Origin of the sequence: Streptomyces sp. NPDC005775 (genome assembly GCF_042871565.1) — a bacterium.
GTDB lineage: Bacteria > Actinomycetota > Actinomycetes > Streptomycetales > Streptomycetaceae > Streptomyces.
In genome coordinates this window covers 200,003-223,565 of record NZ_JBIAIU010000005.1, presented here as the reverse complement: position 1 = coordinate 223,565, position 23,563 = coordinate 200,003, and the positions used below count along the sequence as shown (strand labels likewise).

Below are 23,563 nucleotides of genomic sequence, written 5' to 3'. Positions count from 1 at the left end.
CCGTGCCGCGTCACAGGCCCTTGAGCCGTGAGACGGCTTCCTCCAGCACCTCCGTACGCTTGCAGAACGTGAAGCGGACGAAGGGCGCGCCCTGATCCCGGTGGTCGTAGAAGACCGCGTTGGGGACGCCCACCACCCCGCAACGCTCCGGCAGGGCCCGGCAGAACGCGATGCCGTCGCCGCGGCTGTCGAGCGGGCGGATGTCGGTGGTGACGAAGTACGTGCCGGCCGGGCGGTAGACCGCGAAACCGGCCTCGGCGAGCCCGTCGCACAGCAGGTCCCGCTTGGCCCGCAGATCCGCGCGCAGCCCTTCGAAGAAGCTGTCGGGCAGCCGCAGGGCCTCGGCGACGGCGTACTGGAGCGGCCCGCCGGAGACGTACGTCAGATACTGCTTCGCCGCGCGCACCGCCGACACCAGCTCGGGGCTCGCGGTGATCCAGCCGATCTTCCAGCCGGTGAACGAGTACGTCTTGCCGGCCGAGCTGATGGTGACCGTCCGCTCGCGCATCCCGGGGAAGCCGGCGAGCGGCAGGTGCTCGCCCTCGAAGACCAGGTGCTCGTAGACCTCGTCGGTGGCGACGAGGAGGTCGCGCTCGCACGCCAGCTCGGCGATCGCGCCGAGCTCCTCGCGGGTCAGGACGGTGCCCGTGGGGTTGTGCGGGGTGTTGAGGAGCAGCAGCCGGGTGCGGGGGGTGACGGCGGCGCGCAGTTCGTCGAGGTCCAGCCGGAAGGCGCCGGTGGACGGCTCGGGGTGCAGGGTCACGGGGACGCGGGTGGCGCCGGCCATGGCGATGCAGGCGGCGTACGAGTCGTAGTACGGCTCCAGGGCGACGACCTCGTCCCCCGGCTCCAGGAGCGCGAGCAGTGAGGCCGCGATGGCTTCGGTGGCGCCCGCGGTGACGAGGACCTCGGTGTCGGGGTCGTAGGCGAGGTCGTAGCGCCGCTGCTGGTGGGCGGTGATCGCGGTGCGCAGCTCGGGGACGCCGGGCCCCGGCGGGTACTGGTTGCCGTGCCCGGCGCGCAGGGCACGGACCGCTGCCTCGCGGACCTCCTCGGGGCCGTCGGTGTCGGGGAATCCCTGGCCGAGGTTGATGGCGCCGGTGCGGACGGCCAGCGCGGACATCTCCGCGAAGATCGTCGTGCCGAACCCGGCGAGGCGGCGGTTGAGCAGCGGTCGTCCCTGTGGTGGTCCCTGTGTCATGACCGCCATCCTGCGCGGAAGCTCTGGAGTTGCTCAAGTCTGCTTTGGCCGTACGGGGGTGGGGGAATCCCCCTGGCACGCAGGAATCGGTACGGAGCGGGGGACGATCGCTTCGGGGGACGGAAGGGCGTGAGGTCCGTGAAGGGTGTGCTCATCGGGGTGATGGTGATCGTGGGGGTCATGCTCCTCGTCGTGATGATGGCGAGCGCGGGAAGCCGCGGGAAGCCGCTGGGCCGGGGCAGGCGCCGGGGGGCGGCCGGCAGCGGCGGGGCGAGCGGCGGCAGCTGGTGGGCCGGGGACGCGGGCAGTGGCTCGGGGGGTCACTCCGGCGGCCATTCCGGCGGCCACGGGTGTGGCGGGAGTTCCTCGTGCGGCGGCGGTTCGTCGTGCGGTGGTGGCGGGGGCGGATGCGGCGGAGGCAGCTGACACGGGGCAGCTGGTCCGCGGCCGGGCAGGACGAGCCGGCCCGGTGCCCGGCGGGACGAGGGGGGAGCCCCTCTAAGTCCCGCCGGGCGCCTTTTTGTTGGGCCGCACGGCGCATCCCTGGTGAACACCTGAACCGACAGGCCCCCGAGGGGATGGAAACCCCGCCAAGTTGGGCAAAAACGCTGCGAGCGCGACGTAGTTCGTGATTCCCTCAGTTGAGAGAACATTCAGCCCTCGGACCCCAGTTGGACCTGATCGGGCGCTTCCCACCTCCCACGTGCACCACGTCGGGGCGCCCCCTGTCCACGTGTCCATGTGTGTTTTGCGGAGCCGACCCATGCTCACGACCCTTCATACGGCCTATTCCGACACCCGCGCCGCCGATCTGGCCTGGGCGCTGGGGCGTGAACCGCTCCCGGCGCTGGCCGTCCTCGACCTCCAGCTCGCCGGCGCACAACTCCAGCTGCGCCTGCTCGGCGCCTCCCACCAGGTGCTTCTGGAGGAGGAGCAGGGCAGCTGTTCCGAAACCGTCGCCTGTATCCCCGGCAGCAGCACCCCACTGCCCTTAGGCGTCTCCAAGCGGCTGGGGAACTGGGAGTACGAGTTCGCGGCGCGCGTCGAGACCCTCGGCGCGGGCTCCTTCGCGGGGCGTGCGCAGGAGTTGCTGGCCCTGGTCGCCGACCACCCCCACGGGCTGGCCGGGACGTTCCCGGGGAGCCCGCACGCCTTCACCGCCATGCTCGCCCAGCGGACCGAGGGCCAGGTGCGGTGGCGCACCTGGCACGCGTACCCGCAGGAGGGCCGGCTGGTGGTGACCCGCACCCGGGTGGGTGTGCGGATGCCGGCAGCGGCGGCGCTGTGACCGGCGCCAACTCCACGAAGAGTGCGCCGATTGCACCCTTGTGGGTGACAAGCGGCGACGTTTCAGTGACGTAGCGTTCGCGGCATGATCGACCAGCAGGTGACGCTGCGAGGGGGCGCGGCGCGGCTTCCCGTGCGACCGAGGACCGGCAGGTACCTCGTGCTGGCCACCGTGTTCATCTGCGCCGCCTGCGGGCTGGTGTACGAACTCGAACTGGTCGCGCTCGCCTCCTACCTGATCGGTGACTCCGTCACTCAGGCGTCCGTCGTGCTGTCCGTGATGGTGTTCGCCATGGGCATCGGCTCGCTGCTCGCGAAACGTTTACGCGGCCGCGCCGCGGTCGGCTTCGGCCTGATCGAGGCGGCGCTCGCCCTGGTCGGCGGATTCTCCGCACTGGTGCTCTACGCCTCGTTCGCCTGGATCGGGGAGTCGCGGTTCGCGCTGGTCGGGTTCTCGCTGGCGATCGGGATCCTGATCGGTGCGGAGATCCCGCTGCTCATGACACTGATCCAGCGGGTGGACCGGCAGGACGCGGGCGGCGCGGTGGCCGATCTGTTCGCCGCCGACTACGTGGGCGCGCTGGTCGGCGGACTCGCCTTTCCGTTCCTGCTGCTTCCGATGCTCGGGCAGCTCACCGGGGCGCTGTTCACCGGGGCGGTCAACGCGGCGGCGGGCGGGGCGCTGGTCCTGTGGGTGTTCCGGCGGGATCTCACGGCCCGCTCCCGGTGGCTGCTGATCACGGCCAACGTGACGGTGATCGCCGTGCTCGCCACGGCCGCGTTGCTGGCGGACGATTTCGAGCGGGCGGCGCGGCGGGCGGTGTACGGGGGCCAGGTGCGGGTCGCTGTGCAGACCGAGGTCCAGGAGGTCGTACTGACCGGCGCGGACCGGGGCTCCCTCGACCTCTATCTGGACGGGCGGCTGCGGGTCAGCTCCCGCGACGAGTACCGCTACCACGAGGCGCTCGTGCACCCGGCGATGAACGGGGAGCACACCCGGGTGCTGATCCTGGGCGGCGGTGACGGCCTGGCGGCCCGCGAGGTGCTGCGCTACCCGGACGTGCGGAGCGTGACCGTGGTGGAGCTGGACCCCGCCGTCACCCGGTTGGCCCGTACCGATCACGCGCTGTCCGAGCTGAACGCGCACGCGTACCGCGACCCCCGGCTGACGGCGGTGACCGGGGACGCGTTCAGCTGGCTGCGGACGGCGCGCGACCGCTACGACGTGGTGATCACGGACCTTCCGGACCCGGGGATCTCAGCCAGTACGAAGCTCTATTCGGCGGAGTTCTACGGACTGGTCGCGCGCGCCCTGACACCGGGCGGCCGGCTGGTGGTGCACGGCGGGCCGGCGGTGAGCCGGCCGCGCACGTACTGGACGGTCGAGGCGTCGATTCGGGCGGCGGGGCTGCGCACCCGCCCCTATCGGGTCAGCGGCCGTTACGCCGGATTCGCGGCCGGTCCCGACCGGTCGGCGGCCCGGACGGTGCGGGTGCGCGGCTGGGGGTTCGTCCTGGCCGGGCCCGGGGTGGCGCCCGCTCTCGGGCTGGACCCCGGGGCGCCGCCGCTGCGGTCCCTGACGGCCCCCGCGCTGCGGGAGGCGGGGGAGCGGGCCGAGGCCGGGCGGCTGCGGGGCCAGGCTCCTTCCACGCTGGTGCACCCCCGGTACTGGGAGGAGCGGTGAGCGGTGCGTGCCGGGTCGGTGGCGGAGGGCTTCCGGGGTCGCGGAAGCGCTGACGTGGTGGCCGGGGCTGAGTAGGCTCGGTTCCCATGGAGCATGAGGTGTTCGTTCCGGTTCCGGTCCCGGCCCTTCGGCGGACGCTGGGCGATCCTGCCCGGGTCGCGCGCTGCGTGCCGGGGCTCCAGCAGGACGCCGACACGTCCGCGGGCCCGTTGTCGGGCCGGCTCAAGGTCCGGGCCGGCGGCCACACCATCACGTACCGGGGTGCGCTGCGGCTCACCCCGCTGGCGGGCGGTGAGGCCTCGTACGGCGTGTCCGTGGCGGGCGAGGGGACGGAGGCGCGCGGCAGCGGTGCGGCGAAGCTGGCCCTGACCGTCCGCCTCGCCGCCCGCGACGGCGGTACGGCGATCGCCTTCGAGGGCACGGTGACCGGTGACGGCCGGCTGCTGGACCTGGACCCGGCGGCCGCGTCGTCGGCGGCCCACCGGCTGCTGGACCGCTTCGCGCAGCAGTTGGTGACGGAGACCCTCGCCGAGCACGGAGGGGCGGACGGGGCCGCGGAGCACGCGGAACCCGGGGAGTCCGACAGTGCCCCGGGCGGCGCGGTGGCGGATGACGCGGGGGAGTCCGGTGCGGCCGCCGCCGAGGAGCAGGCCGTCGGGGAAGCGGTGGAGCAGGCCATCGAGGAGGCCGCCGAGGAGGCCGACACCTCGCGTGCCGATCAGGCCGTTCCCCCGCACGACGCGCGCGGCGCGGACGAGGCGCCGGCGGGTGAGCAGCCGCCGGACCAGGCCTCGGTCTTCGACACGCCGGTACCGCCGTCGGCGCTGGACCCCGTGGCCGGGATCGAGTTCACCGTCCCGGACGGGCCGCCCGCCGAGGCCGCGCATGCCCGGCGCACCATGATCGGCCGCAGCGCGGAGGAGGTCGACCACGCTCCGCCGCGCGGCCGGTACGCCCCGGTGCCGTCACCCGATGCGAATGGTGCGGGCGCCACGCTCCGCTGGGTGGCCCCCGCGGCCGCGCTTGCCCTCGCCTCCGCGGTGGTGGTGGGCCGGGCGCTGCGGCGCCGGAGGTAGCGGCGCCAGTAGGGTCGTCGTGTGAGCAGCAGCGAGAAGGACGTCCGGCTGTCCGTCGGCGACGCAGAGTTGACCGTGAACCCCGCCAACGGCTGCCGTATCAGCAGCCTGCGGATCGGCGGCATCGAACTGCTGCGGCAGGGGGAGCGGTACGGCTGCTTCCCGATGGTGCCCTGGTGCGGGCGGACGGAGAACGGGCAGTTCCACAACGGTGGTGTGCTGCATCAGCTGCCGCTGACCGCCCCGCCGCACGCCATCCACGGCACGGGCCGTGACACGGCCTGGCGCACGGCGCGGGAGAGCGGGACGGAAGCCGCCTTCTACTACGACCTGACCGACCCCTGGCCGTACCCGGGGCGGGTGACCCAGACCTTCGAACTCACCGAGTCCTCACTGACCTTGGCTTTCGGTGTCGAGACGTACGGGGACTCGTTCCCGGCCCAGGCCGGCTGGCACCCGTGGTTCCGGCGCAACCTCGGCGACGGCGAGGACGTCCGTATCGACTTCGACGCCGCGTGGCAGGAGGAGCGGGGCGAGAACCACCTGCCGACCGGGCGCCGCATCCCTCCGACGGCCGGACCGTGGGACGACTGTTTCGGTATGCCCGACGGCGTCGATGTGACCCTCACCTGGCCGGAGCAGCTGGAGCTCACGGTGAAGAGCCGCACCGAGTGGGTCGTGGTCTACGACGAGCAGGACGAGGCGGTCTGTGTGGAGCCGCAGTCGGGGCCGCCGAACGGGCTGAACACCGCGCCCCGCTATGTCACCCCCATCGAGCCCCTGGAGATCGCGACGACCTGGAGCTGGCGCACGCTCTGAGGCCGACGGCCCCGAGGCCTGTGCGGGAGCTGCGTTCGGGCGGCGGCCCGGAGGCCTGTGCGGGAGCTGCGTTCGGGCGGCGGCCGGGCGCCTTATTCTCGTAGCCATGACTGACGTACGTGCTGAGCTGTTGCAGCAGATCAAGGACAAGGCCGTGGTTCACGGCAAGGTGACTCTCTCCTCCGGCCTCGAGGCCGACTGGTACATCGATCTGCGCCGCATCACGCTGGACGGCAAGGCCGCTCCGATGGTCGGTCAGGTCATGCTCGACGCCACCGAGGAGCTGGACTACGACTGCGTGGGCGGGCTGACGCTGGGTGCCGACCCGGTCGCCACTTCGATGCTGCACGCCTCTGCCGCCCGTGGGCAGGAGCTGGACGCGTTCGTGGTGCGCAAGGCGCAGAAGGCCCACGGCATGCAGCGCAGGATCGAGGGCGCTGAGGTCAAGGGCCGCCGCTGTCTGGTTGTCGAGGACACCTCGACGACCGGCGGTTCGCCGCTGACCGCCGTCGAGGCGGTGCGCGAGGCGGGTGGCGAGGTCGTCGCCGTCGCCGTGATCGTGGAACGGGGTGCGGCTCCGGCCATCGCCGAGGCGGGCCTCCCGTATGTGCACGTCTACTCGGTTGCGGACCTCGACCTGGCCTGATGCTGCCCTGACCTGCGGTTTCCCTCAAGGGGGGCCGGTTTCACGTGAAACCGGCCCCCCTTGTCGTATCTCTGCAGCAGGAGGCCGGGAAGGCTGGGGGAGGACGCCAGGTGGAGCCGGGGCGAGAGTCTGGGAGGATGGGGGCGACGATGACGTCGCCCCCAGGTCAGGGAACCCGCAACGCACACCCGCACATCCCAAGGAGCGGACAGATGCCCATCGCAACCCCCGAGGTCTACGCCGAGATGCTCGACCGGGCGAAGGCAGGCAAGTTCGCCTACCCGGCCATCAATGTGACGTCGACGCAGACCCTGCACGCTGCGCTGCGCGGTTTCGCGGAGGCCGAGAGCGACGGCATCGTCCAGATCTCCACCGGTGGGGCGGAGTTCCTGGGCGGCCAGTACAACAAGGACATGGTCACGGGCGCTGTCGCCCTCGCCGAGTTCGCGCACATCGTCGCCGCCAAGTACGACGTCACGGTCGCGCTGCACACCGACCACTGCCCCAAGGACAAGCTGGACACGTACGTCCGTCCGCTGATCGACATCTCCGCGGAGCGCGTCGCCAAGGGTCTGAACCCGCTGTTCCAGTCCCACATGTGGGACGGCTCGGCCGAGACGCTGGCCGACAACCTGGCCATCGGCCAGGAGCTGCTGGCCAAGGCCGCCGCCGCCAAGATCATCCTTGAGGTCGAGATCACCCCGACCGGTGGCGAGGAGGACGGCGTCACCCACGAGATCAACGACGAGCTCTACACGACCGTCGACGACGCGCTCCGCACCGCCGAGGCGCTCGGTCTGGGCGAGAAGGGCCGCTACCTGCTGGCCGCGTCCTTCGGCAACGTGCACGGCGTCTACAAGCCGGGCAACGTCGTGCTCCGTCCCGAGCTCCTCAAGGACCTCCAGGAGGGTGTCGCCGGCAAGTACGGCAAGCCGGCCGGCAGCCAGCCGTTCGACTTCGTCTTCCACGGCGGCTCCGGCTCCACCGCCGAGGAGATCGCCACCGCGCTGGAGAACGGCGTCGTGAAGATGAACCTCGACACCGACACCCAGTACGCCTTCACCCGCCCGATCGTGGACCACGTGTTCCGTAACTACGACGGCGTCCTGAAGGTCGACGGCGAGGTCGGCAACAAGAAGGTCTACGACCCGCGCAGCTGGGGCAAGTCCGCCGAGGGCGGCATGGCCAAGCGCGTCACGGAGGCCTGCGCCAACCTGCGGTCCACCGGCACCAAGCTGAAGTAAGTCCGAACGGATGTCACCGCGGGCCCGGTACCCCCTTCGGGGTGCCGGGCCCATGGCATGTCCGTAGCGGCACGCACTCCGTACCGGCATGTACTCCGTACCGGCATGAACGATGTGAGGGAACAGCTGTGAGCACGTCCTACGACTTCGACACCGTCATCGACCGCCGCGGGACGTGGAGCGTGCAGTGGGACGGGGTCGCGGACCGGTTCGGAGTGGACGGACTGCTGCCGTTCACCATCTCGGACATGGACTTCGAGACGGCCCCCGAGGTGCTGGCCGCCCTGCGGGCCCGGCTCGACCACGGGGTCTTCGGCTACACGGACTGGAGACTGGGTGATTTCCGCCCGGCGGTGGCCCATTGGTTCGCGAGCCGGTACGGCACCACGATCGACACCGGCCGGCTGGTGTACGGGCCGTCCGTGCTGAGCCAGTTGTCGCAGCTGCTCCAGATGTGGACGGCCGAGGGCGACGGCGTGGTCGTCCACACCCCGACGTACGACGGCTTCCGCAAGGCGGTCACCGGGCTCGGCCGCGAGCTGCGGGGCGTGGGCCTCGGCGACACGGCCGCGCTGGAGCGGGAGCTCGCGCGTGAGGACAGCAAGGTCCTCGTGGTCTGTTCGCCGCACAACCCGTCGGGACGGGTGTGGACGGAGGCGGAGCTCGCGGAGATGGCCGCGCTCGCCGCGCGCCACGGTGTCGCGGTGATCAGCGACGAGATCCACGCGGACTTCGTGCACGAAGGGCGCGTCCACGTGCCGTGGACGCGGGTGGGCGGCGACGGGCGCTGGGCGCTCATCACCTCGGCCTCGAAGGCGTTCAACTTCCCCGCGCTGACCGGCTCGTACGGGATCATCGGCCGCGCGGAGGACCGGACGGAGTTTCTGCGCCGGATGGAGACCGCGGAGGGCCTCGCCTCGCCGGCGGTGCTCTCGCTGGCCGCGCACATCGCCGCGTACCGGGACGGCGCGGCCTGGCTGGACGCCGTGCGCGCCTATGTCGCCGGGAACCTGGAGCTGGTCGCGGAGCGGCTGAACGCGGCGTTCCCCGGGCTGGAGTGGGAGCCGCCGCAGGCCGGGTACCTGGCCTGGATCGACCTGCGACGGGCGGGTGTCGAGGACGACGAGGCGCTCCAGCGCGTGCTGGTCGAGCGGGAGCGGGTCGCTGTGATGCCGGGGAGCGTGTACGGGGCGGAAGGCTTCGTACGGCTGAACGTGGGGTGCGCGCGGAGCAAGGTGCTGGCGGGGGTGGAGGCGTTGATCCGGGGGGTGGAGGCGGTGCGGGGCGGCGCGTAGCGGCGGGGCGTGGGTGTGCGGCGCGGTCCGGTTCGGGGGCGCTGCCCCCGGCCGCCCGCTCCCCCCGCTCCTCGATCGCCGGAGGGGCTCGCCTCTGCCCGGCTGGCCCCGTGGCCCGGCGGCGATGATGCTGAGGCCATGGAGAAGTCAGAGGCGGAGGGGCCCGGTATCCGCGTCGCGTCCCCCACCGGCCGCTGGGTCGTCCTCACGACCGTGCTCGGGTCGAGCATGGCCATGCTCGACTCCACCGTCATCAACGTCGCCCTGCCCCGCATCGGTGAGGACTTCGGCACCGGCCTGGCCGCGCTCCAGTGGACCGTCAACGCCTACATGCTGACCCTCGCCGGGCTGATCCTCCTCGGGGGAGCGCTCGGCGACCGGTACGGGCGGCGACGGGTCTTCGTCGTCGGCGTGATCTGGTTCGCCGCCGCCTCGCTGCTCTGCGGTGTCGCACCGAGCGCGGAGGTGCTCATCGCCGCCCGTGCCCTCCAGGGTGTCGGCGGCGCACTGCTCACCCCGGGTTCGCTGGCCCTGATCCAGGCGAGCTTCCACCCGGACGACCGGGCCCGCGCGGTCGGGCTGTGGTCGGGGTTCGGCGGGGTCGGTGCCGCCGTCGGGCCGTTCGTCGGCGGGTGGCTCGTCGACGGCCCGGGCTGGCGGTGGGTGTTCCTGCTCAACCTGCCGGTCGCCGCGATCTGTGTGCCCGTCGCCCTGCGCCACGTACCGGAATCCCGTGACCCGTACGAGCACGGCCGCTTCGACGTCCTGGGAGCCGCTCTCGCCGCCCTCGCGCTCGCTCTGGTGACGTACGCGCTGATCGAGGCGCCGGGGCAGGGGGCCTCCCCGGCCGTGATCGGTGCGGCGGTGGGCGGGGTGCTGCTCGGCGTCGCGTTCGTGCAGGCCGAACGGCGGCGGCCGGACCCGATGCTGCCGCCGTCGGTGTTCGCGTCCCGGCAGTTCACCGCCGTCAACATCGTCACGCTCTGCGTGTACGCGGCGCTCGGCGGCTTCTTCTTCCTCTCCGCCATCCAGCTCCAGGTCGTGGCGGGCTACTCCGCGCTCGGCGCGGGCACCGCCCTGCTGCCGACCACCGTCCTGATGCTGCTGTTCTCGGCCTCGTCCGGCGAACTGGGCCGGCGCATCGGCCCCCGCATCCCGCTCACCGCCGGCCCCCTGATCGCCGCCGCCGGGATGCTGCTGATGCTGCGCGTGGGGCCGGGGTCCGGTTCCGTGACCGGGTATCTGACCGATGTGCTCCCTGCCGTCGCTGTTCTCGGTGTCGGGCTCGTCACCCTCGTGGCACCCCTCACCGCGACCGTCCTGGCCTCGGTGGACACCGGCCGGGCCGGCCTCGCCAGCGGCATCAACAACGCCGCCGCCCGCGCCGCCGGTCTGATCGCGGTGGCCGCCCTGCCGCTGCTCGCCGGCATGGGGCCGGAGGCCTACCGGGACGCCGGAGAGTTCGCAGCGACCTTCCGGCGGGCCATGCCGATGTGCGCCGGGCTGCTCGTCCTCGGCGCCCTCATCGCGTGGGCGACGGTGCGTACGCCACCGGCCGCCGTGCAGGACACCGCACAGCCGGAGTGCACCGTGCACTGCGGCGTCACGAGTCCCCCGCTGGAACCCGCCCGGGACAGCCCTTAGACGATTCGTGGGTTCGTGCGCACCGGATGCCCCGTGCGGCGCCGGTGCCAGGCACACTTGAACCCATGTCGATCCACGAGAACCTGCTCGGGGGCCCTGCCCCGACCCACCTGCCCGACGACCCGGAGCCGCGCGAACTGCTCGCCGCCGGCACCGCGCCCGCTGAAGTCGCGGCGAAGTACCCGACCTCCTCACTGGCCTGGGCACAGCTCGCCGACGAGGCGTTCGAGGGCGGCCGGGTCATCGAGTCGTACGCCTACGCCCGCACCGGCTACCACCGCGGCCTGGACTCCCTGCGCCGGGCCGGCTGGAAGGGCCACGGGCCCGTGCCGTTCGAGCACGAGCCGAACCGTGGCTTCCTGCGCGCCCTGCACGCCCTCGCGCGCGCCGCACAGTCGATCGGCGAGCAGGAGGAGTACGAGCGCTGCTCGACGTTCCTCCGCGATTCCTCGCCGACCGCCGCCCAGACGCTCGGCTAGCCGACGCGCACCCCTGCCGGGCCCTGTGGACACTCACGTCCGCGGGGCCTTCGCGCTGTCCTGTCCGTGGGCTCCGCGCCGTCGCGGCCGTAGGACTGCGGGCTGTCGCGTCCGCCGGGCCTCCGGGGCGTCGCGGCCGCCAGGCCTCTGCGCTGTCGCGGCCTGCGGATCTCCGCTTAGGATGCGGGCAGGGGACCGGAGCTCCACCACCTCAGGGTGGGGGCGGACCGCTACCCGGAAGCTCGTGTCGAGGAGACAGCAATGTCGACGATCCACCCCGACCCCGAAGCCACCGGTGCGCAGACCCCGCACCTCGACTTCGCGGGAACGACTCCGTACGAGGACTACGTCCAGGCGGATGTCCTGACCCACCTCCAGCACCTCCGCTCGGACGACCCCGGCGAGATGGTCTTCCTGGTCACCACCCAGGTCATGGAACTGTGGTTCACCGTCATCGTCCATGAGTGGGAGACCGCCGCGCACGCGATGCGCGAGGACCGGCTGGACGTCGCGCAGGACGCGCTGAAGCGGTCCCTGCGCGAGCTGGAGGCGCTGAACGCCTCCTGGACGCCGCTCGCCCAGCTCACCCCCGCCCAGTTCAACTCCTACCGCTCCTCACTCGGCGAGGGCTCCGGCTTCCAGTCGGCCATGTACCGGCGGATGGAGTTCCTGCTCGGCGACAAGTCCGCGTCCATGCTCGTGCCGCACCGGGGCGCTCCCCGCGTCCACGCCGAGCTGGAGAAGGCCCTCGGCGAGCCCGGTCTGTACGACGAGGCACTCGCCCTCCTGGCCCGGCGCGGCCACGCCGTGCCGCAGGAGGTGCTCGGCCGCGACCTCAGCCTGAAGTACGAGCCGTCGCCCCAGGTCGAGGCCGTGTGGGCGGAGATCTACGCCAACCCCGACCAGAACGATGAACTGGTCCGCCTCGGCGAGGTGCTCACCGACGTGGGCGAGCTCGTCTGGCGCTGGCGCAACGATCACCTCGTCGCCACCAGGCGGGCCATGGGCTCCAAGACCGGGACGGGTGGCTCCGCCGGTGTCGCCTGGCTGGAGAAGCGCGCCACGAAGAACGTGTTCCCCGAGCTCTGGACGGCCCGCAGCCATGTCTGATCTCCAGGAGCGCGCACAGGCGCTCGACACCGCGGACGAACTGGCACCGCTGCGGAAGCTCTTCACCCTCGACGACACCGTCTACCTGGACGGCAACTCCCTGGGCGCCCTGCCCCGCCACGTGCCCGCCCGGTTGCAGGAGGTCCTCACCCGTGAGTGGGGCGAGCTGCGCATCCGGTCCTGGGACGAGAGCGGCTGGTGGACCGCGCCGGAGCGGATCGGCGACCGCATCGCCCCGATCGTCGGGGCGGCCCCGGGCCAGATCGTCGTCGGCGACTCGACGAGCGTGAACGTCTTCAAGGCCGTCGTCGCCGCGACCCGGCTGGCGCCGGAGGGCCGCGACGAGATCCTGGTCGACGCCTCGACGTTCCCCACCGACGGGTACATCGCCACGTCGGCGGCCCGGATGACCGGCCACCGGATCGTTCCGGTCGCCCCCGCCGACGTGCCGGGCGCGCTCGGCACGCGTACCGCCGCCGTGCTGCTCAACCACGTCGACTACCGCTCCGGCCGGCTCCACGACCTGCCCGGCCTCACCGCCGCCGTGCACGCGGCGGGCGCGGTCGCCGTCTGGGACCTGTGCCACAGCGCGGGCGCGCTGCCTGTCGGGCTGGACGCCCATGGGGTGGACCTTGCGGTCGGCTGCACGTACAAGTACCTCAACGGCGGCCCCGGTTCGCCGGCGTACCTGTACGTCGCCGAGCGGCACCAGGCGGCGTTCGACTCGCCCCTGCCGGGGTGGACGTCGCATGCCGACCCGTTCGCGATGACGCCCGGGTACGCGCCCGCGGACGGCGCTGTACGGGGCCGGGTCGGGACCCCCGACATCCTGTCCATGCTGGCCCTGGAGGCGTCCCTCGACGTCTGGGACGGGGTCGGCATCGACGTGGTCCGGGCCAAGTCGCTGGCGCTGACGGACTTCTTCCTGGAGTGCGTGGCCGCGTACGCCCCCGAGGGCCGGGTCGTGTCCGTCACCCCGGCTTCCCACGCGGAACGCGGCAGCCAGGTCGCGCTGCGGTGCGAGGACGCCGAACCCGTGATGGGCGCGCTCATCGCGCGCGGTGTCGTCGGGGACCTGCGACGGCCGGACGTGCTGCGCTTCGGTTTCACTCCGCTGTACGTGGGGTTCGCCGACGCGGAACGTGCGGCGCGGGTGCTCGCGGACGTGTTGACCGCTTCGGCCGCTCCGGCGGCGTAGGCTGCCGGATCAGTCCGGCGACCGGCTCGCCCCGGTCGCCGGACGGTTCACGGAACTGCCGTGCGACCCGCAGAACGGGGTGGGACGACAGCCGACGGCCAGGGGGTTGCACGGAGATGCTTTTCGACGCCGACGGTGAGGGCGGGGCCGCGAGCGACCGCGTCGGCTACATACGGGCCTCGCGCGAGGTCCTCGACGATGTGGTGCACCGCCCGGAGGATCTCCGCGCCCTGTGCGACATCGGTTTTCCGCAGCGCCCCTTCTGGATGGCCCCGGCCCTTGCGGCGGACGGCTGCGCGGTCGAGGGGGGCCGCCCCGTCGTGGACCTCGATGACGAGGTGGTGATCATCGAGGAGGAGTTCGGCAACATCCTGCTCCTCGGCGCCGTTCAGGGCTGGTACCTCTTCCTCGGCCTCGATGACGGCACGGTGCACGCCCTCCCCGGCGAGATGGAGCTCTTCGACGGGGACCTGCGCCTGGTGCACACGGACCTCTCGTCCCTCCGGCACCTGCTGGAACTGCTGCACCAGCGGGTGCTGAAGGTGGACCGTGAGTGGGCCGGTGGCGACCAGTCCGCGCCGTACGCCGAGCTCGCCCGCTTCGCCGACGGGATCCAGGAGGAGTTCGCTCGCGTCGACCCGGTGGCGTTCTCCGAGGAGGAGTCCAGCGAGAGCCCCTGGGTCTTCTTCTTCGGTGATCTCCGGGACGGTCTGTACAGCACGTACTACTCCCGGCCGGGCAGGGTCTGAGGCCGGGGCGGGTCTGACGCCGGGTCCGTTCCGGGGCCGGGACTGCCGCCGCCGGGGAGGGGAGGGGCTCCGTACTGATACCGTCCCCGCAGGTCAAGCCAGTTGGGCATGTCACAGGGACGGTTGGAGCAGCATGTCGGATTCTGCCGCGCGTGATCAGGACGCAGCCGAGACCGAGTCGGCGTTCTCGCATCCGGTGGTCGCCCCCGATGTCTGTGCCGCCTACGGCAGCCACCCGGACCAGGTGATCGACTTCTACGCCCCGCGCGACGGGCGTGCCGGTGCCCCGGTCGTGGTCGTCCTGCACGGCGGGGCGTGGCGGGCACCGTACGACCGGCTCCATGTGTCGCCGTTCGCGGACTTCCTGGCCCGGCGCGGCTTGGCCGTCGCCAGTGTCGAGTACCGGCGCGGCAGCGAACTTCCGCAGCAGCGGGGCTCCGGCCCCGTCGCCGGGCGCTGGCCGGAGACGCTCGACGACGTCGCGGCGGCGATGGACGCGCTGCCGGAGCTGTTGGCGCTCCACCTGCCCGCAGCGGACGCCCGGCGGATCGTCGTCACCGGGCACTCCGCGGGCGGGCAGCTGGCACTGTGGGCCGCTGCCCGGCACGTCCTGCCGGAGGGCTCGCCGTGGCGGCTGCCGCGCGCGCCCGCGCTGCGCGGAGTGGTCGCGCTCGCCCCGATCGCGGACTTCGCCGCGGCCGTCGGGCTCGATGTGTGCTCCGGCGCGGTCGGGCAGTTCCTGGGGCGCGCGGAGGACTTCGCCGAGCGCGGCGCGCACGCCGACCCGGCCCTGCTGCTGCCCACCGGCATCGCGACGGCGGTGGTGCAGGGCACGGCGGACTTGACCGTGCCGCAGGCGGTCTCGGAGGCATTCGTCGACGCGGCGGCGAAGGAGGGCGAGACGGTGGGGCTGACGCTGCTGCCGGACGTCGGACACTTCCCGCTGATCGACCCGGCGGCCGACGCGTGTGCCGTGGTCGCCGAGGAGATCGCCCAGCTGGCCTGGTAGAACCGCCGCCGAAGCGGCGCGACGGACCTCGGTAGTACTTGCGACGGACGGTTCAGGATCCGTATCACTGCTGACGACCCGGGGCGCCGCGCCGCCTACCGTGGAAACGTGACCGAGACCAAGACCAGAAGCCCTGAGTACCGGGTGGCCGCAGGGGCGATAGGCGGCCTGCGCCAGGACCTCATCCATGACGCGTTCGCCTACCGCCCGCTGGGGCCGATGCGGACCGACGGGGCGCTGACCCGGAGGCTGTCGGAGCGGCTCCGGGCGCGTGTCGAGTGGACTCCGCACGCGGTGGTCCTGGCGGCCGCGCTGCTCGCCTTCATGATCGGGTTCTCCAGCACCGGCAACGCCGGAGTCCTCGTGTCGGGGCTGCTGCCCGCCGCGTGCGTCGGGATGACGCTGGTGCGGCCGGTCGGGGCGTTCTGGATGTCGATGGCGCTCATGCCGGTGAGCATGGTCGCCGGCACGTCCGACGGGCCGTGGGTGCCGAGCACGTTCTTCGCGCACCTGGTGGTGCTGGTCGTCGTCGCTGCCAGGACCAGGCCGCGCACAGCGGCATGGATGTGGGGCCTGACCGTGCTGTTCGGCACGGTCCTGGAGAACGTCGGCGGATGGGACGCCGGGCCGTCCACGGCTGCCATGGCGGTGACCTCCGCGTTCGCGCTGCTCCTGGTGAGCGTGGTGCAGATCCGTCGTGAGGCGGAGCGCGAGGTGACCGTGCAGCGCACCGTCACCGCCGTCGAGCGCGACCGGCGCACGCTGCTGGAGGAGCGCACCACCATCGCCCGCGAACTGCACGACGTGGTCGCCCACCACATGTCGGTCGTCGCCATCCAGGCCGAGGCCGCCCCTTACCGGGTGGAGAACCCGCCGCCCGAGCTGGAGCAGGCCTTCGTCACGATCCGGGAGAACGCCGTCGCGGCCCTCACCGAACTGCGCCGGGTCCTCGGCGTCGTCCGGGCCGAGGACTACGAGGCGCCGGACGCCCCGCAGCCCACCCTGGCCGAACTGGACAGGCTGCTCGCCAATGTCGGCGAGGCCGGCCTACCTGCGGAGAAGACCGTGACCGGTGCGGTGCGCGAGCTGCCGCAGGGCGTCGAGCTGTCGGCGTACCGGATCATTCAAGAAGCCCTCAGCAACAGCCTGCGGCACGCGCCGGGTGCCACCGCCAAGGTCGAGATCGGCTATGTGCTGGGTGGGCTCGGGCTGCGCGTCGTCAACGGTCCGCCGACCGGTCCGGTGAAGCCCTCGCCCGGGGCCGGCCACGGGATCACGGGCATGCGGGAGCGGGTGGCGATGCTGAACGGTGAGATGACGGCCGAGACGACCACGGAAGGCGGTTACGAGGTCACCGCCTTCATCCCCGTGCTGACGGCCCCGTCCGACGCTTCCGCCGCGGAGCAGTCATGACGGCCTCCGCCGGTACGCCGATCCGGGTGCTGATCGTCGACGACCAGATGATGGTCCGCGAGGGCTTTTCGGTCCTCCTCAACGCCATGCCGGGCATCGAGGTCATCGGCGAGGCCGTCAACGGACGCCAGGCCGTCGCCCAGGTCGCGGCGCTCCGTCCCGACGTGGTGCTGATGGACATCCGGATGCCGGAGCTCAACGGCATCGAGGCGACCCGTGAGATCGTCGCCGCCGACGCGGACGCGAAGGTGCTGGTGCTCACCACCTTCGACCTCGACGAGTACGTCTACCAGGCACTGCGCGCCGGTGCCTCCGGCTTCCTGCTCAAGGACGCCTCGGCCCGGCAACTCGCGGACGGCGTGCGGGTGGTGGCATCGGGCGAGGCGCTCTTGGCACCTACGGTCACCAAGCGCCTGATCGCGGAGTTCTCCAAGCTCGCCGCGGCCCCGCGGCCGCCGGCCCTCGCCCAGATCGGTGATCTCACGGAGCGCGAGACGGAGGTGCTCGTGCTGATCGCCCAGGGGCTGTCGAACGCGGAGATCGCCTCGCACCTGGTGGTCGCCGAGTCCACCATCAAGACGCATGTGAGCCGCATCCTGGTGAAGTTGGGCCTGCGCGACCGCACCCAGGCGGCCGTCTTCGCCTACGAGGCCCGGCTGGTCACGCCGTCCTGAGAGTCGTGGGGCCCGGGAGCGCGCGCGTCATGGGGGACGGATCAGGTGTTACGGGGGACGGAGCGGGTCCGCCTGTGCGGTCGCCCCGGTCCTCGTGCGTCCCGGTCCTCGTGTGTCCCGGTCCTGGTGCGTCCCGGTCCTCGTGCGCCCCGTGGTCAGCCGAGCTTGGCGACCTGCGCGTCGACGACGTCCGCCGCGACCTGGAATTCGGCGCCGGTCATCATGGAGGAGAGGTTGACCGCGCTGAAGGAGGCGAGCGTGGCGCCCTTGCGGACCACGACGAGCTTCATGAGCCCGTTGGTGTCCTTGCCGATGTCCACGCCGATGTTGATGGCGACCGCCTCGTCCCCGCCCTTGGGGGCACTGGCGGTGGTGACTTCGGCGATCTTCAGCTTGTCGTCGCCCGAGGTTGCGACGAAGCCCCCGGCGCACTTCTCGGCGGCCGTGCGCAGCTCTTGCAGCGCCTGCTCGGCGCCGCCGTCCGCGTAGGAGGCGAGGTTCAGCATGATCTTGTCGACGCTGATGGTGGTCATGTCCCGGCCGTCCGGGCCCTTGCTCCGGGAGGGCGCCTCCGTCTGGCCATGCCAGGAACGCTTCACGCTCGCCGCCGGTTCGCCCTGGGCCACCGCGGACTGGCCGAGGGCGAGCGGCAGGCAGGCCTTGTCGTCCGTCGAGACCTGGTCCTTCGCGATGTCGTCCTTCGCCGGGACCTTGGTGGTGACCTCGCCGTTCTTGACGTCGGACGGGGTGAGAGCGACCTTCTCCAACTCGGCGGCGGTCAGCGCCCTGCCCGCCGGGGCGGACTCGGCGGACTTGTCCGCGGCGGGGGCGGACCGGTCCGCCTTGACCTTGTCGTCACCGGCCGCACCGTCGTCGTCGGACGACCCGCCACAGGCGGTGACGAGCAGGGCCAGGGCGGTGGCCGAGGCCGCGAGGGCGGTACGGCGGACAGCGGTCGAACTCACGTCTGCACTCTTTCGTCGGGTCATGGTGGGGTCGCGTCGGAGTCCGTCCGGTCGCATTGATACCGATGCTCGGCTCCGGTCGACTTTGCCCGCACCATACCTACGGCAATCGTACGCATGATCGATAATGGGCCACCCGAGGCCCGCCCGTGACGCCCGTGACGCCCGTGACCCCTAGGAGGTCGTCCACTCCGGCGGACCGGCCGAGGGTGGCCATCCGCTCGTCGTATGACGCTCCGACATCTCTCTCGCCGAGGGCCTCGGCGTCCTTCAGCCCGCACTGCCTGGCAAGGACGGCCGGACGGGTGGACGGGTGGACTGGCGGACAGGGCCAGTGCGGGGGCCGTGGCAGGGCTGGCCCGGGCGCGGATGGCCGGTTAGCGTCGGTCCATGGATCAGCCCATGCGCTCCGCCTCCGGCTCCGCCGCCCCGTTCGATCCGTGGTCGGAGGGGTTCGTCGCGGACCCGTACCCCGCCTACGCCGAGTTGCGCGCCACCGGCCGGGCGCACTACTTCGAGCCGACCGACCAGTGGCTCGTCCCGCACTACGCCGACGTGGCGGCGCTGCTGCGCGACCGGCGGCTGGGCCGGACGTACCTGCACCGGTTCACGCACGAGGAGTTCGGGCGGACGCCACCGCCCGTCGCGCACGAGCCGTTCGAGACGCTCAACGGGCAGGGGCTGCTGGACCTGGAACCGCCGGACCACACCCGGATCCGGCGACTCGTCTCCAAGGCGTTCACCCCACGCACCGTCGAACAACTCGTCCCGACCGTCCAGCGGCTGGCCACCGGACTCGTCGACGACTTCGTCGCGCAGGGCGGGGGCGACCTTCTGACGGCGGTCGCGGAGCCGCTGCCGGTCGCCGTGATCGCCGCGATGCTCGGCATCCCGGAGTCGGACCGTGCGCCGTTGCGGCCCTGGTCGGCGGCGATCTGCGGGATGTTCGAGCTCAACCCGTCCGAGGAGACCGCCCGCGCCGCCGTCCGCGCGTCGCTCGACTTCTCCGCGTATCTGCGCGAGCTGATCGCGCAGCGGCGCGGGAATCCCGGTACGGATCTGATCTCCGCGCTCATCGCCGCCCATGACGAGGGCGAGCGGCTGACCGAGCAGGAGATGGTCTCCACCTGTGTGCTGCTGCTGAACGCGGGACACGAGGCGACCGTCAACACCACGGCGAACGGCTGGTGGACGCTGCTGCGCCACCCGGAACAACTGGCCGCGCTGCGGGCGGACCACGGGCTGCTGCCCACCGCGGTGGAGGAACTGATGCGGTACGACACCCCCTTGCAGATGTTCGAACGCTGGGTGCTCGACGACATCGAGATCGACGGCACGGTCATTCCGCGCGGCTCGGAGGTGGCCCTCCTCTTCGGCTCGGCCAATCGCGACCCGGCCCGCTTCACAGACCCGGACTCGCTGGACCTCGCCCGGCGGGAGAACCCGCACATCACCTTCGGTGCGGGCATCCACTTCTGTCTCGGGGCGCCCCTGGCACGGGTGGAACTGAACTCCTCCTTCGGTGAGTTGCTGCGCCGGGCGCCCGGTATGCGGCTGGTCGCGGAACCGGAGTGGAACCCGGGCTACGTGATCCGGGGAGTGAAGGAACTCCGGGTCGAGCTCTGACGACACGCGAGCGGGGGCCGGGGCTCGTGGGGCCGGGGGCTTGAGGCCGACGAGGTCTGTACGTGGGGCGGAAGCGTGTGGTGCCGCGGTGCGAGGGGCCGCAGTGCGAGGGGCGTAGGACGTGGGCAGGGTGCGGGGCCGTCCGGCCCACCCGCGCGTCGTCCCAGGTCCAGGCCGTCCCAGGTCCAGGCCGTCTCAGGTCAGCATGTCGCGTCTCCGAAGCGCCGCCAGCCCACCCGCCACCAGCACCACCGCGACCGCGGTGAGGAGCACCACCGGCCCCCACTCCATGGCCGCCGCCCCCGGCAGCCTGGGCAGGTGCGTGAACGGCGACACGTCCATCACCGGCTGTGGCAGATCCAGGGCGGGTCCTATCCAGCCCAGCGCCAGGCACAGCCCCACCAGCGCCCAGCCCGCCGCAGCGGCCCTGGGCAGCGCCCCGTACAGCAGGACCGTCACCCCGCCCAGCAGCCAGACGGCGGGCAGTTGCACCAGCGAGGCAGCGAGTACGGCCGGGAGTTCGTGTCCGTAGCCCACCGCCAGGCCGAGGCCGCCGACCGTCATGATCTGTGCCGCGCCGCCGAAGGCGATGAGCAGATGGCCGGTCGCCCAGCCCGTCCGGCCGACCCCGCCCGCGAGCACAGGTTCCGCGCGGCCGGCGGTCTCCTCACCGTGCAGCCGCAGTACCGAGGAGACGATGAACAGCGCCGCCACCGTGCCGAGGACGGACACCATGGAGGCGAGGAACGCATCGGTCAGGCCGGACTGCCCGCCCATCCGCTCGAAGATCTCCCTGGTCTTCTCGTTGTCCCCTACGAGGTCCGCAGCGCCGCCGGTCAGCCCGCCGAAGACGACACCGACCGCGGCGAACGACACCGTCCACCCGAGGAGCGCGCCGCGCTGGAGGCGCACCGCCAGGCCGAAGGCGGTGGAGATCCGGCCCCTAACAGGCCCGGGCCGGGTCGCCAGGAAGCTCATGCCGACATCACGGCGCCCGGTCAACGCGTATGCCACGGCGCACTGCACGGCCGCGCCACCGGCTATCAGAAGGAGCACCCACCACCGTTCGTCCGCGTACGGCCGGGTGTTCTCCGCCCAGCCGAGCGGGGAGAGCCAGGTGAGGACCGACGAGCCGTCGTCCGTCGCGGAGTCGCCCGCCGCCTTCAGGACGAACGCGGCGCCGATCACCGCCGCCGTCAGCCCCTTGGCGAGCCGCGCGCTCTCCGTGAACTGAGCGGCGATCGCGGCGGTGCAGGCGAACAGCGCACCGACACCGGCGACGGCCGATGCGAGCGCCACCGCCCCGGCTCCGCCCGCCCCCGACCCGGCCATCCCCGCAACGATTACCAGGCCCAGCGCGGCGTTCGCGATCAGGGCGGCGAGCAGCGCGGCGGTGAGCGGCGCCCTGCGCCCCACCATGGCGGAGAACAGCATCTCCTGACGGCCGGTCTCCTCTTCCTCCCGGGTATGCCGCACGACGACGACCAGGCTCATCACCGCGGCCAGCGCGGCACCGAACGCGATCATGCGCCAGCTGACGAGCCCGCCGACGGAGTCTCCGAAAACGGGTCCGTACATCGCGCGCACCGAGTTGTTGCCGTTCATCGAAGCGGCGAGTTCGGCGCGCTGAGCCGCCGTGTCGTAGAGCGAGGCGATGGACTGCCCGACGGAGGAGAACGACCCGCCGAGCGCGATCACCCAGACCGGCATGACGACGCGGTCGCGCCGCAGGGCGAGCCTCAGCAGGGACCAGGTCCCCGCGAGCTGCCCGGTCCGGGCCCGGCGCCCCGCCCCGGCCCCGGCGGGCATGGTCAAGGCAGTCATCGCGCCGCCACCCCCGTGCCCTGCTTCGCGCTCCGTCCGGTGCCCTGCTCCGCGTTCGTCGTGTAGTGCCGCAGGAAGAGCTCCTCCAGGGTGGGCGGGGCACTGGTCAGGGACCGGACCCCGGAGGCGGAAAGTGACTTGAGGACCGCGTCCAGCTTGTCCGTGTCGACCTGGAGCGAGACCCGCCGTCCGTGGACGTCGAGGTCGTGCACCCCGGGAAGCCGCGCCAGGCCGCTGGGGATGTCGACCAGTTCGGCGGTGAGGTTCGTGCGCGACAGATGACGCATGCCGGCCAGGGAGCCGGTCTCCACCGTCCGGCCCTGCCGGATGATGCTGACCCGGTCGCAGAGGGACTCGACCTCGCTGAGGATGTGGCTGGAGAGCAGCACCGTCCGCCCGCGGTCGCGTGCCTCGGTGACGCAGCTCCGGAAGACCTCCTCCATCAGCGGGTCCAGCCCGCTGGTCGGTTCGTCCAGGATCAATAGGTCCGCATCGGAGGCGAAGGCGGCGATCAGGGCCACCTTCTGCCGGTTGCCCTTCGAGTACGTCCGTCCCTTCTTGGTCGGGTCGAGCGCGAACCGTTCGACGAGGTCGGCGCGCCGGGCGTCGTCGAGGCCGCCGCGCAGCCGCCCGTACAGATCGATCACCTCGCCGCCGGAGAGGTTGCGCCACAACGTGACGTCCCCGGGGACGTATGCCACATGCCGGTGCAGCTCCACCGCGTCGCGCCAGGGGTCGCGGCCGAGCAACTGGGCGGCGCCGGAATCGGCCCGCAGCAGGCCCAGGAGGACCCGGATGGTGGTGGACTTCCCCGACCCGTTCGGTCCGAGGAAGCCGTGGACTTCACCGGACTCGACGGTCAGGTCGAGCCCTTCCAGCGCGTGCGTCCGGCCGAACGACTTGTGCAGCCCAGCCACGGTGATTGCCTTCGTCATGATTTTGAACGTACGGTACTTTCACAAATTTGTGAAGTTAAAGAAGCGTATAAACTCGGATGAGTGACCGGGGCCGGGTGAAGGAAGGGCGAGGGACCGATGAGCAGCGACACCGCAGAGGGCGCACGCGAACCGCGAGGTGCTGCCCGGGGGCGTGAGGGGCGGGACGCAGAGGCGGTCTCACGGTTCGTCGAGCGGTTCGCGTTCGAGATGACCGAGGCGGGGATGCAGCGCATGGCGTCCCGCGTGTTCGCCGCGCTGCTCGCCGACGACGACGCGTCCATGACCTCGGCCGAGCTGGCCCTTGCCCTGCAGATCAGCCCGGCAGCCGTGTCCGGTGCGATCAACTACCTCACGCAGGTCAGCATGGTCGGCCGCGAACGCGAACCCGGCTCGCGCCGCGACCGCTATCGCTTGCACAACGAGGTCTGGTACACCACGTTCGCCGGCCGAGACCGGGTGCTCACCCGCTGGGAACAGACCCTGAGGGACGGTGCGCGGACGCTCGGCGAGCACACGCCGGCGGGCGCCCGGATCGCCGAGACGGCGGCGTTCTTCGAGTTCATGCAGTCGGAGCTGGGCGCCATGATGGACCGCTGGGAGGCCCACCGGAAGACCCTGGACCTACCGGCGGCCGAGGGCCCGGGGGAGGCCTGATCGGCGCCGGGTGGGGCGCGGCAGCCAC

21 protein-coding genes are annotated in these 23,563 nt (G+C 72.1%); 17 read left to right on the top strand and 4 right to left on the bottom strand.

The window, feature by feature from the left end:
* Window positions 1-10 precede the first annotated feature (10 nt).
* Entirely contained in the window at window positions 11-1,210 is a 1,200-nt protein-coding gene (locus ACFYPA_RS14495) for a pyridoxal phosphate-dependent aminotransferase (protein WP_389131930.1), read from the bottom strand.
* A gap of 754 nt (window positions 1,211-1,964) precedes the next feature.
* On the opposite strand from ACFYPA_RS14495, the gene ACFYPA_RS14490 reads away from it, so the two are divergent.
* The 15 genes from ACFYPA_RS14490 to ACFYPA_RS14420 all read left to right on the top strand — a co-directional run bounded on the left by ACFYPA_RS14490 (window position 1,965) and on the right by ACFYPA_RS14420 (window position 17,528).
* Window positions 1,965-2,489 carry a DUF2617 family protein gene (locus ACFYPA_RS14490; protein WP_359080836.1) on the top strand — a complete coding sequence of 175 codons (525 nt, stop codon included), beginning with the start codon at window positions 1,965-1,967 and terminating at the stop codon, window positions 2,487-2,489.
* Window positions 2,490-2,573: 84 nt separating this feature from the next.
* On the top strand, window positions 2,574-4,172 hold the full coding sequence (locus ACFYPA_RS14485) for a polyamine aminopropyltransferase (RefSeq protein WP_389131928.1): 1,599 nt from the start codon (window positions 2,574-2,576) through the stop codon (window positions 4,170-4,172).
* 86 nt (window positions 4,173-4,258) lie between these two features.
* Window positions 4,259-5,248: an SRPBCC domain-containing protein gene (locus ACFYPA_RS14480; protein ID WP_389131925.1), complete on the top strand. Its 990-nt coding sequence runs from the start codon at window positions 4,259-4,261 to the stop codon at window positions 5,246-5,248.
* Between the two features lie 21 nt (window positions 5,249-5,269).
* On the top strand, window positions 5,270-6,067 hold the full coding sequence (locus ACFYPA_RS14475) for an aldose 1-epimerase (RefSeq protein ID WP_359312597.1): 798 nt from the start codon (window positions 5,270-5,272) through the stop codon (window positions 6,065-6,067).
* Between the two features lie 106 nt (window positions 6,068-6,173).
* On the top strand, window positions 6,174-6,713 hold the full coding sequence (pyrE, locus tag ACFYPA_RS14470) for an orotate phosphoribosyltransferase (RefSeq protein WP_359080828.1): 540 nt from the start codon (window positions 6,174-6,176) through the stop codon (window positions 6,711-6,713).
* Window positions 6,714-6,925: 212 nt separating this feature from the next.
* Window positions 6,926-7,957 carry a class II fructose-bisphosphate aldolase gene (gene fbaA / locus ACFYPA_RS14465; RefSeq protein ID WP_359080826.1) on the top strand — a complete coding sequence of 344 codons (1,032 nt, stop codon included), beginning with the start codon at window positions 6,926-6,928 and terminating at the stop codon, window positions 7,955-7,957.
* A 128-nt stretch (window positions 7,958-8,085) separates the two neighbouring features.
* Window positions 8,086-9,252, top strand: a complete 1,167-nt coding sequence (locus ACFYPA_RS14460; RefSeq protein ID WP_359351351.1) for an aminotransferase class I/II-fold pyridoxal phosphate-dependent enzyme — start codon at window positions 8,086-8,088, stop codon at window positions 9,250-9,252.
* Between the two features lie 138 nt (window positions 9,253-9,390).
* Entirely contained in the window at window positions 9,391-10,896 is a 1,506-nt protein-coding gene (locus tag ACFYPA_RS14455; protein ID WP_359312589.1) for an MFS transporter, read from the top strand.
* Between the two features lie 65 nt (window positions 10,897-10,961).
* A complete protein-coding gene (locus tag ACFYPA_RS14450) occupies window positions 10,962-11,375 on the top strand; it encodes a DUF3151 domain-containing protein (RefSeq protein ID WP_359080821.1) in 414 nt (137 codons plus the stop codon).
* 261 nt (window positions 11,376-11,636) lie between these two features.
* Complete coding sequence (locus ACFYPA_RS14445) at window positions 11,637-12,485, top strand: tryptophan 2,3-dioxygenase family protein (protein ID WP_359080819.1); 849 nt, start codon at window positions 11,637-11,639, stop codon at window positions 12,483-12,485.
* Window positions 12,478-13,683, top strand: a complete 1,206-nt coding sequence (gene kynU / locus ACFYPA_RS14440; RefSeq protein ID WP_359080817.1) for a kynureninase — start codon at window positions 12,478-12,480, stop codon at window positions 13,681-13,683. The genes ACFYPA_RS14445 and kynU overlap by 8 nt, the downstream gene beginning before the upstream one ends.
* 116 nt (window positions 13,684-13,799) lie before the next feature.
* Window positions 13,800-14,432, top strand: coding sequence for an SUKH-4 family immunity protein (locus ACFYPA_RS14435; protein WP_359080815.1), 633 nt, complete (start codon window positions 13,800-13,802; stop codon window positions 14,430-14,432).
* Window positions 14,433-14,565: 133 nt separating this feature from the next.
* Window positions 14,566-15,441: an alpha/beta hydrolase gene (locus tag ACFYPA_RS14430; RefSeq protein ID WP_359080813.1), complete on the top strand. Its 876-nt coding sequence runs from the start codon at window positions 14,566-14,568 to the stop codon at window positions 15,439-15,441.
* Window positions 15,442-15,549: 108 nt separating this feature from the next.
* Window positions 15,550-16,854 carry a histidine kinase gene (locus ACFYPA_RS14425; RefSeq protein ID WP_359312581.1) on the top strand — a complete coding sequence of 435 codons (1,305 nt, stop codon included), beginning with the start codon at window positions 15,550-15,552 and terminating at the stop codon, window positions 16,852-16,854.
* Window positions 16,851-17,528, top strand: a complete 678-nt coding sequence (locus ACFYPA_RS14420; protein WP_359080809.1) for a response regulator transcription factor — start codon at window positions 16,851-16,853, stop codon at window positions 17,526-17,528. The genes ACFYPA_RS14425 and ACFYPA_RS14420 overlap by 4 nt, the downstream gene beginning before the upstream one ends.
* A gap of 155 nt (window positions 17,529-17,683) precedes the next feature.
* Here ACFYPA_RS14420 and ACFYPA_RS14415 read toward each other — a convergent pair whose 3' ends face one another.
* Complete coding sequence (locus ACFYPA_RS14415; RefSeq protein ID WP_389131918.1) at window positions 17,684-18,493, bottom strand: hypothetical protein; 810 nt, start codon at window positions 18,491-18,493, stop codon at window positions 17,684-17,686.
* A 390-nt stretch (window positions 18,494-18,883) separates the two neighbouring features.
* Between ACFYPA_RS14415 and ACFYPA_RS14410 the strand changes: the two genes are divergently transcribed.
* The gene (locus tag ACFYPA_RS14410; RefSeq protein WP_389131915.1) at window positions 18,884-20,119 is read left to right on the top strand and encodes a cytochrome P450; all 1,236 of its coding nucleotides are present in this window, start codon (window positions 18,884-18,886) and stop codon (window positions 20,117-20,119) included.
* 195 nt (window positions 20,120-20,314) lie between these two features.
* Here the strand turns inward: ACFYPA_RS14410 and ACFYPA_RS14405 are convergent, their stop codons facing one another.
* Window positions 20,315-21,943, bottom strand: a complete 1,629-nt coding sequence (locus tag ACFYPA_RS14405) for an ABC transporter permease (RefSeq protein ID WP_389131913.1) — start codon at window positions 21,941-21,943, stop codon at window positions 20,315-20,317.
* Entirely contained in the window at window positions 21,940-22,878 is a 939-nt protein-coding gene (locus ACFYPA_RS14400; RefSeq protein ID WP_389131911.1) for an ATP-binding cassette domain-containing protein, read from the bottom strand. The genes ACFYPA_RS14405 and ACFYPA_RS14400 overlap by 4 nt, the downstream gene beginning before the upstream one ends.
* A gap of 99 nt (window positions 22,879-22,977) precedes the next feature.
* Between ACFYPA_RS14400 and ACFYPA_RS14395 the strand changes: the two genes are divergently transcribed.
* Entirely contained in the window at window positions 22,978-23,535 is a 558-nt protein-coding gene (locus tag ACFYPA_RS14395) for a MarR family transcriptional regulator (protein WP_359080801.1), read from the top strand.
* Window positions 23,536-23,563 lie beyond the last annotated feature (28 nt).